Origin of the sequence: Collinsella tanakaei, assembly GCF_016902615.1 — a bacterium.
Classification (GTDB): domain Bacteria; phylum Actinomycetota; class Coriobacteriia; order Coriobacteriales; family Coriobacteriaceae; genus Collinsella; species Collinsella tanakaei_A.
In genome coordinates, this window is the sequence record NZ_JACJMB010000017.1 from 1 (window position 1) to 12,307 (window position 12,307).

The following is a 12,307-nucleotide window of genomic DNA, read 5'->3' on the forward strand; positions in this document are numbered from 1 at the left end:
CATCGGGGACGGGGTAGTTCGGTGCCACCCTGCGCCCGGCCGGGCGCAGGGTGGCACCGAACTACCCCGTCCCCGATGAGGACACCGCGAAAGTGCGGTACGATGTCGCGAGAAGATTGATTCGTTGACCCGCCCGGGAAGATCCCGGGCGGGTTTTCGGCGTGACCCAGGGATACGGGAGACCGAACATGCTGATTCACCGGATAGCCGCCCAGCTTTATACCGCAGACGCGCTCCAGACCATCGAGGCCGCGCTGGCCGACGGTCAGGACGCCACGCTTGCCGTGTCGCAGTCGGGCCGCACCCTCATGCTCGCCGCGCAGTTCGCCCGCACCCCGCGGCCCATGGTCTACATCGTCTCCGGCGAGGAGGCGGCCGATCGCGCCGCCCGTTCGCTGGCCGCCTATCTGGGCCTCGAGCGCGTGGCGCGGTTCCCCGAGCGCACCGACTATCCCTGGAAGGACACCCAGCCCGACGATGCGGTCGTGGCCGCCCGCTGCGCCGCCATCGGACGCATCGCCAACGGCGAGGCCTGCATCATGGTCGCCTCTGCCCGCGCGCTGCTGCGCTGCGTGCCGCCGCGCGAGAGCCGCTATTGGGCCTCGACCACGTTCACGGTAGGGGAGGAGCTACCTTATGAGGAGGTGCCGGCGCGCCTCGTGGGCATGGGTTACACGAGTTCCGAGGCGGCCGATGTGCCAGGTCTCTTCCGCGTGCACGGCGACACGGTCGACGTCTTTCCCGCTCAGGCGGCCGCGCCCGTGCGCATCGAGTTCTTCGGCGACGAGATTGACCGCATCCGCCGCATGGTGAGCTCCACCGGGCAGACCATCGGCGACGAGGAGTCCGTCGGGATCTTCCCGGTGCGCGAGCTCGCCCTGACCGATGACGCCGTCTCGCGCATCTCCGCCGCGCTCTATGCGCCGGCGAAAAACGACACCGAGCTTGCCGCGCTGCTCGAGATGGTGAACGCCCGCATCGTCACGCCCGAGCTCGATCGCTTCATGCCGCTCATGTACGAGTCGACGGCAAGCCCGCTTGCGCACGTGAGCGACGACACCCTCGTGGTGCTCTCCGAGCCGCGCAGCCTGTTCGACGATTGCACGCGCGCCTACGAGGACCTGGAGCGCCGGGCGGGTGAGGCGAAGGTGAGCCACCTGGACGGCCTCTATGTGCGTCCGCAGCAGCTCGATTTCGGCCGCCAGCAGCGCCTGCAGTACGTGTCCATCATCCGCGCGGGCGGCGCGGTCACCGCCGAGCTCAAGATCGAGCAGCCGGCACTGGCCGGTTCCGACAACCGCTTCATCTCGCGTATCCAAGAGGTCGTGAACAACCGTTTCGCGGTGGCGTTCGCCATCCCCGACCGCGGCGCACGCGAGTCGGTGGAGCTCTCGTTTACCGACGAGTCGATTCCCTTCGAGGAATCGCTGCAGGCCGCACCGGAGAACAGTGGCGCGGTGGCGGGCGACACGCAGGTGAAGGTGACCCTGCTCAAGCGCGATGCGGACCGGCTCAACGCTGCGGACCTCTCGGGTGCACCCGCCATCACGGTGCCGACGCTCACGCGCGGGCGCGTGACGTTCGTGGATGCGCCCATCCCCTCCGGCGTGGTGGTTCCCGATGCCCACCTGGCGGTGTTTTCCATCTCTGACCTGAACGCGCGCATGGACGCCCGCCGCGGACGCGCCCCGCGCCGCCGCGTTGACATCACCGAGGTGACGTTTCCCTTCAAGCCGGGCGATTACGTCGTGCACGCCACGCACGGCATCGCGTTGTTCTCCGAGATCGTGCGCCAGGAGGTCGCCGGCCGCGAACGCGACTACTTCCTGCTGGAGTACGCCGGCGGCGACAAGCTCTACGTGCCGCTCGAGCAGGTCGACCGCATCACGCGCTACGTGGGCCCCGACGGGGCGAACCCGCGCCTTACGCGCCTCAACACGGCCGATTGGAGCCGGGCGACGAACAAGGCGCGCAAAAGCGCCAAGAAGCTCGCGTTCGACCTCGTCGACCTCTATACGCGCCGCAGCTCCATCACCGGCTTCGCCTTCGGGCCCGATACGCCCGAGCAGATCGAGATGGAGGAGAGCTTCCCCTACGAGCCCACGCGCGACCAGCTCGAGGCCATCGCCGACATCAAGGCCGACATGGAGAGCACGAAGCCCATGGACCGCCTGCTGTGCGGCGACGTCGGCTTCGGCAAGACGGAGGTCGCCCTGCGCGCGGCGTTCAAGTGCGTTGACGGCGGGCGGCAGGTGATGGTGCTTTGCCCCACGACGATTCTGGCGCAACAGCACTACGAGACGTTCTTCGAGCGCTTCGCGCCCTTCGGCGTGGAGGTGGAGGTGCTCTCGCGTTTCCGCACGCCAGCGCAGCAGAAGCGCGCCCTCGCTGCGTTCGCGGAAGGCAAGGTCGACGTGCTCGTGGGTACGCACCGGCTGCTGTCGGCAGACGTCAACCCGCATGATCTGGGCCTCGTGATTATCGACGAGGAGCAGCGCTTCGGCGTGCAGCACAAAGAGCAGCTGAAGAACCTGCGCGAGCAGATCGACGTGCTCACGCTGTCGGCGACTCCCATCCCGCGCACCATGCAGATGGCCATCTCGGGCGTGCGCGACATGAGCCTCATCACGACGCCGCCGACCGGGCGCCGCCCCGTCATCGTGCACGTGGGCGAGTACGACCCCGACACGGTGAGCGCGGCGATTCGCTTGGAGCTCGATCGCGGCGGGCAGGTGTACTACGTGTCCAACCGCGTGAAGACCATTGACGATGCGGTCGATCGCGTGCACGAGGTCGTGCCCGAGGCGCGCGTCGCCGTGGCGCACGGCAAGATGAGCGCGCGCGAGGTGGAGGATGTCATGGTCCAGTTCGCGACCGGTGCGGTCGATGTGCTCGTGGCCACGACGATCATCGAGAGCGGTATCGACAACCCGCGCACGAACACGCTCATCATCGAGGACTCGCAGCGTCTCGGCTTGGCGCAGCTCTACCAGCTCAAGGGTCGCGTGGGCCGCTCCGCCACGCAGGCGTACGCCTACTTCATGTTCCCCGGCGAAATGCCGCTCACCGAGGAGGCGACCGAGCGCCTGACCGCGCTGTCGGAGTTCCAGGATCTGGGCAGCGGCATGCGCATCGCCATGCGCGACCTGGAGATCCGCGGTGCGGGCTCGCTTGTGGGCGCCGAGCAGCACGGCAACCTGTCGAGCGTGGGCTTCGATCTGTTCACGCAGATGCTGGGCCAGGCAGTGGCCGAGGCGCGCGGCGAGGGCGGTGCCGACCTGGAGCAGGCGGGTGTTGCCATCAACCTGCCGGCTGACTTCTATCTGGACGAGGAGTACCTGCCGGCGGTGGACCAGCGTGTGCTCATCTACCGCAAGCTCGCGGCGGCGAGCCTTCTGTCGGAAGTGGACGAGCTGCAGCACGATACCGAGGAGCGCTTCGGGGAGTTGCCGCTCGCCGCGCGAAACCTGTTCGACCGCGCGCGCATCCGTATCCGCGCGGAGCACCTTGGGCTCGAGAGCGTTTCGCTCACGCAGGGCCGTCTCGTCTACCAGGGTATCGATGTGCCGAAGACCGTCGCCTTCGAGCTCAAGGGAGCGCTTGGCGCCATCAACTACCCCAAGTCGCGCAAGTTCACGGTGCCGGCGCGCGCGGGCGCCGGTGCGGGGTCCGGGGTTGGCCGCGGCGTTGACACCGGTGAGAATGGCTCCGGTGTGGTTGCCGCCGCGCTCGCGATCCTGATTCGGCTCGGCGCCTCGGGCGATGACGACCTGTAGGGCACCTGGCGAGTCGGCCTGTCCTCATCGGGGACGGGGCAGTTCGGTGCCACCCTGCGCCCAGTCGGGCGCAGGGTGGCACCGAACTGCCCCGAAGGGAGCCTACTTGCGATGCTCGAGGTGCTCGATGGCGGTCTCGGCGGCTTGGCGGACCTCGCTCGGCGCCTGAAGCAGGCTGTGCTCAGCGCGCTTGGCCTTGCTCGCGGAATATTCGGCGCCGGTGCGGATGGCGCCTGCCAGGTTGTCGGCGAGGGAGTCGGCAAGCCCGATCACGGGGTCGACGTCCGGCGTGTCGTCAACCTCGGTCGGCAGGGGTTCGTCGGCCGGCGCACGGTGGAAGTTGCCGATGAAGTCCTCGGATTTCGTGACGTTGATCACGGCGTGCGGGTCGATGTGGCGGATCAGGCGGATGGCGTCGTCGCATTCATACGATGAGATCACGCTTACGATGAAGGTCATGGGGTTGCCGCTGTACCCGCCGTAGGCGTCGAAGCATGTCGAGCCGTGGTGAAACGTCTTGTTGTAGACCTCGAGGATCTCTGCGGGGTGCGCCGTCGTGATCTGGAGGGTCACGCGCTCGTAGCGACGGTAGAACGAGTCGATGGTCTTCGTGGACAGGAACTGGAAGATGATGGAGTAGGCGGCGTGCTCCCAGCCGAAGATGGTGCCGAAGATGCACAGGATGATGCAGTTGAACACGAACACCTGCTGCCAGATCGTGCGCCCCGTCTTGTTGGACACCATGAGGGCGATAAAGTCGGTTCCGGCGGTCGACGCGCCGCTCTTCAGCGCGACGGAGATGGCGATGCCGTTCAGCACCCCGCCGAACAGCACGCACAGGATGGTGTTGTTCAGCAGCGGCTCGAAGGGGCAGAACTGGAGGAAGGCGCTCGCGAGGAATACCTGCAGCATCGAGAAGATGACGAAGCGCCTGCTGATGCTGCGCCATACGAGCAGGGCGACGGGCACGTTCAGCGCGATCATGCCGAGCGAGGTGGGGAAGCTCACGCCGAACAGCTGCGTGATGCGGTCGATGAGGATGGCGAGGCCGGTGAACCCGCCCGACAGCAGGTTCGCGGGGTTCACGAACACGCGGATGACGAACGCCTGCAACAGCGCCGACATGAAAACACAGCAGAGCGTGACGAATCGGCGGACAAACACGTAGCGCCCCAGCCGCTTGATCTGCTCGATTCCACGATCTTGTTCGCGGGCACCCATTTCCTGTCCTTCCTCGGTGGCTTGTGTTCGACGCCGCAGTATAGCGAGCGCTGCCGCCGATGTCATCGGATGCGGTGGATCGGTGGCGATGCACCCTATCCGATCGGTTCGATGTACTTCGCGCGATCGGTTCTCATGACGCGCTTCGAGACGTAGAGCGGCTGCGCGTCCGCGTTGCATACGTAATCGGTGACGAGCATGAGCGGGGCGCCCTTCTCCACATCGAGCAGAAACGCCTCGTTTTGCGTGGCGAGACAGACCTCGAACGTCTTGTGGCCGCGCGCGGGCTCGCGCCGGTACGCCTCGCGCAGGATGGCGTGAAGAGAGCGGGAGAGGTCCATCTCGACGATGTCGGAAAACGAAGCGGGGAGATAGGTGGATTCGAGGCTGAACGGCTCGCCGTCCACGTAGCGCAGGCGCATGATCTTGATGAGCGTGCCCTGGTCGTCCGTCCCGAGAAACGAGGCGACGGCGTGCGGGGCGGCGGCGGGGCCGGCATCCACGGTACGCGTCGTGACCGCGTTCCCGCGCTTTTCCATCTCGGCGGTGAAGCTCGTGAATGCCGGGCTGGCCGTGTCGATGGCGGGGGTGTCGGGCACAAAGGCGCCCTGGCCCTGCTTCTTGGTGAGAAGCCCCTCGTCGACCAGCACGTCGAGCGCGTGGCGTACCGTGCTGCGGGAAAGGCCGGTGTCCTCCATGAGCTGGGACTCGGAGGGAATCTTCGAGCCGGGCGGATAGGTTCCCGTCAGGATCCGCTCGCGCAGGATATGCGCGAGCTCGTCGTAGAGGGGCTGTGTTGTCGATGTCCGTACATTCATGCTGTCTTGATCCAAACTTATATCGCACTTGGCTGCATCTATTGTAGCCAAGGGAGGGCGGGTGCGCGCAGTATCGCCGATATCTGAGAACGGCTACCGTTTACTGGATAAAACAAACCGTTCATCCATACGGATTTGCACATATGTGTGAAACAACTTATATCTAACTTATATCTAATCGAGCGAGTCAATCGCAAATAGACTGGGAGATACAATGACAACTAAGGAACAAGTTCGCGACATCATCAGCCAGATTCTTGAGACCAAGCAGGAGACGGGCGGCATCGAGCGCGTCGTCTGGATCGGTGCGGGCGGCTCGAACGGCGGCAACTATCCTGCCCAGTACTTCATGGAGCACGAGGCGCACGCCGTCGCCTCGGCGGCCTACACGAGCAACGAGTTCGTGTTCGCCATGCCCTCCTATGTGGGTGCGCGCACCCTTGCCGTCGTGGTGTCGATGCGCGGCACGGCCGAGACCATCGAGGCGGCGCGCGTGGCCAAGGCGCACGGCGCGACGACGATCGCGGTGTATGTGGACGAGTCGGATCTGACCGAGGTGTGCGACTACCGCGTGCGCTACGACAGCCTCGCGGTGGACGAGAGCGACATGGGCATCACCAACTCCGCCGTGGTGACCATGATCGCCATGGAACTCGTCCAGCAGACCGAGGGCTACGCGCACTACGAGGAGGCCATGGCCGCCTTCGACCTTATTGATCCCATCTACCGCCGAGCCTTCGACTACTGCCAGCCGCTTGCCGACACGTGGGCGCAGCGCAATGCCGACCGCCCCACCATCAACGTCATGGCGAGCGGTCCCGTGTTCGGTGCGGCCTACGTCTTTTCGATCTGCAACATCCAGGAGATGCTCCAGATCGATGCGGTGACGACGAACAGTTGCGACTTTTTCCACGGTCCCTTCGAGATCCTCGATCGCCGCACGTCGGTGTTCATCCTCATGGGTGTCGGCCGTTGCCGCCCGGCCGACGAGCGCGCGCTGAACTTTTTGGAGCAGTACGGCGGCGAGCGCGTCTACGTGCTCGACGGCAAGGAGCTCGGCCTTAACGACCTGCCGGATAGCGTCTCGGAGTACTTCAACCACTTGATCTTCTCGCCCATCCTGAACAACGTCTACATGCGCGCGCTGTCCCATGTGACGCACAAGGACTATATGACGCGCCGCTACATGTGGAAGGTCGCCTACTAAGGCGGAGTTTCGAGAGGACGGGCCTCTCAGTCCCAGGTGCGCGCGGGCCGGGGTGCCCGCGCCGCATGCTCCAAAGTCCCCGCGCCGTGCGCATCGTACACGAAGGTGTTGTTCACGCCTCATAAAAGGTATATAACGACTATAACGATACATACCTAAAGGAGGGGTGAATCAGATGGGGGCGAACAAGGGTTACCTCATGGTCCTGGCAGCGGCGCTCATGTGGGGCTGCATCGGCATCTTCGTCAACGAGCTGTCTGCGGCGGGGATGACGTCGGTGAGCATCGCGGCGCTGCGCTTGCTCGCGGGCGCGGTGTGTATGGTGCCGGTGCTGCTTGTGCGCGGGGCGCGCGGCCCCAAGGGCGATCCGCTTGCGGCCTTTCGCATCGATGGGAAGTCGCTTGCGTGCTGTGTGCTGGTGGGTGTCTTCGGTCTGGCGTGTGCGAACTGCGCGTACTACGAGTCGATGCGCTGCGTGGGCATGTCCACGGCGTCGGTGCTGCTCTACACCTCTCCGGTCTTCGGCTGTCTGCTGGGGCGCGTGCTCTACCGCGAGCGCATCGTGGCGAACAAGGTCGCCGCGGTGATGTTCAACGTGGCCGGATGCGTGTTCGTGGCCACGGAGGGAGACCTGTCGCGCCTTGGTTTCAACGCGTACGGCATCGCAGTCGGCGTGGTGGCGGGCCTGCTCGGGGCGCTGCTGGCGGTCTTCAGCAAGATGGCGACCGAACGGGCGGACTCCCTTGCGGTCACGCTGTACGGCTTCATCTTCGGTGGGGTGGCCATGGGCGTCCTTGCGTACCCCTGGGGCGATATCGCTGCATCCGCAAGCCCGCATGCCCTGCTCGTGCTCGCGGGGTTCGGTCTCATCCCGACGGCGCTCGCCTACATCCTGTATATGGGCGGTCTCGCACTCGGCCTCGAGGCGTCGAAGGTGCCGGTCGTCGCGTCGTTCGAGACCGTCGCGACCGTGCTGGTCGGTATCTGCGTCTACGCGGAGCCCATGGGTCCCATCAAGGCGGTGGGCATCTGCCTGGTGCTGCTCTCGATCGCGGTCATGAACGTCGATGTGCGCGCCCTGCGTTCCTCGGTGGTCGTGCGCCGTCTGTCCGAGGCGATGAGCTTCAACGCGAGCGCGTGGCGAGCCGAGAAGGCCTGCGCCTACAGCCGCCTGCTCGACGACGCCGATTGGCAGGCGTGGCTCGCGCCGCGCTAGGCCGCGGTGCGCATCACGCCGAGCGTGGCGGATCCGAGCCCTCGCCTAGCCGATCCCGTTGGATGCATACGCGTCTCGGCATGTTTGTTACCGGTCCGATATGACCTCTTTATGCGTCTGAAATATTCCCTCATCGGCGGTAAACGGTTGGTTACGAGCCGTGAACGGAGAAAAATGCCAGCAAACACTTTGGTAGGCTAACACACTATAGACGTGACGACTAAGACGTCTATAATGACCGTAACGACTTAAAGGAGGCGTGATGAATCAGATTATTCTGGCATCGCACGGCGGGCTGGCAGCGGGAGCCCGCGACACGCTCGAGATGGTTCTCGGCAACGTGTCCAACGTCCACGTGGTTTCCTTGGCCCGCGACGACAAGGAGCCCATCACCAACGACGTGGAGAAGCTGATCGCCGGCTTCGCGCCCGACGATGCGGTGTACGTGTGCACCGACATGCTGGGCAGCAGCGTCAACAACTCGATGGTCGAGCTCATGAAGAAGAACGGGCGCATCACCGTCATCAGCGGTATGAACATGCCGCTCGTGCTCTCGCTCGCCATCAGCCCCGAGCCCGTCACGGGCGCCGCGCTTCAGTCCCTCATCGCCGAGGCGCGCTCCGGTATGCGCAATTGCGCCTTGTCCGAGGAGCAGGAGCGCGCGCTCGCCGCGCCGGCGAAGAAGGGCAAGAAGGCCGCCGCGACGGCTGGCGCCGGCCCCGCGAACATCGTGCTTGTGCGCCTCGACTACCGCCTGCTGCACGGCCAGGTCGTGTTCTCGTGGGTGAACTCCGTGGGCGCCCAACGCATCATCGTCGTCGATAACGCCGCTGCCACCGACGAGGTCAAGAAGGGCGCCCTCAGGCTCGCAAAGCCCTCCGGTGTGCGCCTGAACGTGTTCACGGTCGAGCGCGCGCTCGCCAAGATGGACAAGCTCAACACGCTCGGCGAGAACGTCATGTTCATCTTCGGCAACGTCCACGAGATGCTCGAGTTCTGCCAGTCCTACAAGTTCCCGACCATCAACTTCGGCGCCGCCGCGAACCATGACGGGGCGCACGCCGTGGGCGGCAAGGACTCCTCGGTCTTCCTGGATGCCGCCGAGTGCGCCGACGCGCAGAAGCTCCTCGACATGGGCATCACGATCTACGAGCAGCAGACCCCCACGCAGGCTCGTACGGATATCACCTCGTTCTAGTTTTGGCACGTCCCGTGCGGGCGGCGGCGACTTCGCCGCGCGGCCATTCCGCCGCATCTTGCCCGCAGGGTGCAGAGCATCCAACCAATGAAAGGAGAAGGTATGGATACGCTCGTAAGCGCAGTCCTCGTCGGCCTCGTCGGCGTGTTCTGCATGCTCGATTCGCGCCTGCTCGGTCGTCTGAACTTCGAGCAGCCCCTGATCGGCGCCACGCTCGTCGGCGTGGTTCTGGGCGATGTGCCCACCGGCCTTGCGGTCGGCGCCGCGGTCGAGCTCGTCAGCATGGGTCTGGTGAGCGTCGGCGCGGCCGTGCCGCCCGACATGGTGCTCGGCGGCATCGTTGCCTCCGCGTTTGCCTGCCTGACCGGCGCCTCCGCCGAGACGGCCATGACGATCGCCATCCCGGTCGCCGTCCTGGGCCAGCTCCTCGGCGTCGTGTTCCGCTCCATCATCGTGTTCTTGGGTCACATCGCCGATAGCGCGATCGAGGCGGGCCAGTTCAAGCGCGCCTACCACATGCACATCGTGTGGGGCACCGTCCTCTACTCGCTCATGTACTTCATCCCGATCTTCGTCGCCGTCTTCGCCGGTACCGACGTGGTTCAGGCGGTCGTCGATATGATCCCCGACTGGCTCACCAACGGCCTGAACGTCGCCTCCAAGATCCTTACCGCCTACGGCTTGGCCCTGCTGCTGTCCATGATGATCAACAAGGGTATGACGGTCTTCCTCATCCTGGGCTTCATGCTCGCCTCCTACCTGGGGCTCTCCGTCATCGCGGTCTCCATCTTCGGCGTGATCCTGGCGGTCATCCTCATGGGCTTCAAGTTCGGTGGCGGCCAGCTTGCCGCGGCGGGTGCCGTCGACCCTGATTACGATCCGCTCGAAGACGACGATGAGTAAGGAGGAGATACCTGTGGCAACCACGAAGAAAGACGTTTCACTTCGTAAGAAGATCTGGCAGTTCTTCTGGCGCTCCTGGGCCATTCAGGATTCCTGGAACTACGAACGCCAGATGAACATGGGCTTCCTCTACGGCCTCGTGCCCACGCTCGACCGCTGCTATCCGGATGAGTCCGACCCCAAGCAGCTTGAGCGCAAGAAGGAAGCGTACCGCCGCCATATGGCGTTCTACAACTGCACCCCGCAGACGAGCGCCTTCGTCCTCGGCCTTTCGGCCTCCATGGAGGAGAACTACGCTGAGGATCCCACGAGCATGGATCCCGATTCCATCAACGCGGTCAAGACCTCCCTCATGGGCCCGCTGTCCGGCGTCGGCGACTCGTTCTTCCAGGGCACCATCCGCGTCATCGCCTTCGGCCTGGGCGTCCAGCTCGCCCAGCAGGGCTCGGTGCTCGGCCCGGTGCTCGCGATGGTCATCTCCATCATCCCGTCGGTCCTCATCACCTGGTTCGCGGCCAAGCTCGGCTACCAGGGCGGCCATCAGTACCTGCAGAAGCTCCAGAGCGGCAACATGATGGACAAGGTCATGTACGTCTGCGGTATCGTCGGCCTCATGGCCGTGGGCGGCATGATCGCCACCCTGATCGGCGCCACGACCCCGGCCACCTTCTCCGACGGCACCCTCGTCATCCAGGACATCCTCGACTCCATCATGCCCCAGATGATCCCGCTGGCGCTTACCGGCATCATGTACTGGCTCATCAAGCGCGGCGTCAAGACCGGTTGGCTGCTCGTCATCGCCATCGTCGGCGGCGTCATCCTCTCCGCGCTCGGCATCCTGGCCTAAAGCGAGACCCCCACTTCCTGTTGCGCGGCGGCACGCCTGCACGCCGACGTCCGCCGCGCCCTTTTCACCCGTTGTTCGTGCGCCAGTCCGGCAATGTGACGGGCGCTCACAAAAGAAAGGAATGTTTTCCATGTACGAGATCGACATGAACCTGCCCAAGGAGATCGTCGCCGACGTTCTCTCCAAGCACGACATCGACAGCGTCGCCTTCGTGGGCTGCGGTGCCTCCATGTCCGAGCTGTATCCTGCGAAGTACTTCCTCGCCAACAACACCCACAAGCTGAACGTGCAGATCTTCACCGCCAACGAGTTCAACTACGACACCCCGAGCTGGCTCGGCCCCAACACGTTCGTGATCACCTGCTCGCTCGGCGGCAGCACGCCTGAGACGGTCGAGGCCAACAAGACCGCCAAGGCCGCCGGCGCCCCCGTGGTCGCCATCACCCACGCTGCCGGCTCCGCGCTCACCAAGGGCGTCGACCATGTGATCGTCCACGGCTTCGAGGCCAACTACGCCGCCAAGACCGAGAAGATGGGCTACGCCATCGCCGTCGCGCTCGAGATCCTGCAGCAGACCGAGGGCTATGAGCACTACGACGAGATGCTCGAGGGCTTTGCGCACGTGTTCGAGTGCGCCGAGAACGCCGCCCAGTCGGTGGGCAAGGACGCAGAGGCTTGGGCCCAGGCTCACAAGGACGACGACTGCATCCACTTCCTCGCCTCCGGCGCGAGCGAGAAGGTCGCCTACTCCACCTCCCTGTTCCTCATGATGGAGATGCAGTGGATTAACTCCGGTAACTTCAACTCCGGCGAGTACTTCCACGGCCCGTTCGAGCTGACCGACGACAAGCACAACTTCGTGCTGTTCATGGCCGATGGCGCCACCCGTTCCATGGACGCCCGCGCCCTCACCTTCCTGCAGCGCTTCGACGCTCGCTACCTGGTGATCGACGCCAAGGACTTCGGTCTGTCCGGCTGCGTGCCCGCAAGCGTCGCCACCTACTTCAACCCGATCGTGCACACCGCCGTCATGCGCGTGTACGCCGAGCACCTGGCCGACGCCCGCCAGCACCCGCTGACCAAGCGTCGCTACATGTGGAAGCTCACCTACTAAGGTATCG

General features: G+C 64.9%; 9 protein-coding genes. 7 read left to right on the forward strand and 2 right to left on the reverse strand.

Annotation, left to right across the window (positions count from 1 at the left end; genetic code table 11):
* Positions 1 to 188: 188 nt before the first annotated feature.
* Positions 189 to 3,776, forward strand: coding sequence for a transcription-repair coupling factor (gene mfd / locus H6A21_RS06795; protein ID WP_204561723.1), 3,588 nt, complete (start codon positions 189 to 191; stop codon positions 3,774 to 3,776).
* A gap of 102 nt (positions 3,777 to 3,878) precedes the next feature.
* Here the strand turns inward: mfd and H6A21_RS06800 are convergent, their stop codons facing one another.
* Positions 3,879 to 4,997, reverse strand: coding sequence for a YitT family protein (locus H6A21_RS06800; RefSeq protein ID WP_204561725.1), 1,119 nt, complete (start codon positions 4,995 to 4,997; stop codon positions 3,879 to 3,881).
* 95 nt (positions 4,998 to 5,092) lie between these two features.
* Entirely contained in the window at positions 5,093 to 5,815 is a 723-nt protein-coding gene (locus H6A21_RS06805) for a GntR family transcriptional regulator (RefSeq protein WP_204561728.1), read from the reverse strand.
* 214 nt (positions 5,816 to 6,029) lie between these two features.
* On the opposite strand from H6A21_RS06805, the gene H6A21_RS06810 reads away from it, so the two are divergent.
* From H6A21_RS06810 to H6A21_RS06835, 6 genes are all read left to right on the forward strand, one after another.
* Positions 6,030 to 7,022, forward strand: a complete 993-nt coding sequence (locus H6A21_RS06810; protein WP_204561730.1) for an SIS domain-containing protein — start codon at positions 6,030 to 6,032, stop codon at positions 7,020 to 7,022.
* A 175-nt stretch (positions 7,023 to 7,197) separates the two neighbouring features.
* Positions 7,198 to 8,238, forward strand: a complete 1,041-nt coding sequence (locus H6A21_RS06815; protein WP_204561733.1) for a DMT family transporter — start codon at positions 7,198 to 7,200, stop codon at positions 8,236 to 8,238.
* Between the two features lie 262 nt (positions 8,239 to 8,500).
* The gene (locus H6A21_RS06820; RefSeq protein ID WP_204561735.1) at positions 8,501 to 9,436 is read left to right on the forward strand and encodes a PTS mannose/fructose/sorbose transporter subunit IIAB; all 936 of its coding nucleotides are present in this window, start codon (positions 8,501 to 8,503) and stop codon (positions 9,434 to 9,436) included.
* 102 nt (positions 9,437 to 9,538) lie between these two features.
* A complete protein-coding gene (locus tag H6A21_RS06825) occupies positions 9,539 to 10,339 on the forward strand; it encodes a PTS mannose/fructose/sorbose/N-acetylgalactosamine transporter subunit IIC (RefSeq protein ID WP_204561739.1) in 801 nt (266 codons plus the stop codon).
* A gap of 13 nt (positions 10,340 to 10,352) precedes the next feature.
* Complete coding sequence (locus H6A21_RS06830) at positions 10,353 to 11,186, forward strand: PTS system mannose/fructose/sorbose family transporter subunit IID (RefSeq protein WP_342636077.1); 834 nt, start codon at positions 10,353 to 10,355, stop codon at positions 11,184 to 11,186.
* 130 nt (positions 11,187 to 11,316) lie between these two features.
* Positions 11,317 to 12,300 carry an SIS domain-containing protein gene (locus H6A21_RS06835; RefSeq protein ID WP_239462716.1) on the forward strand — a complete coding sequence of 328 codons (984 nt, stop codon included), beginning with the start codon at positions 11,317 to 11,319 and terminating at the stop codon, positions 12,298 to 12,300.
* The last annotated feature ends 7 nt before the right edge of the window (positions 12,301 to 12,307 follow it).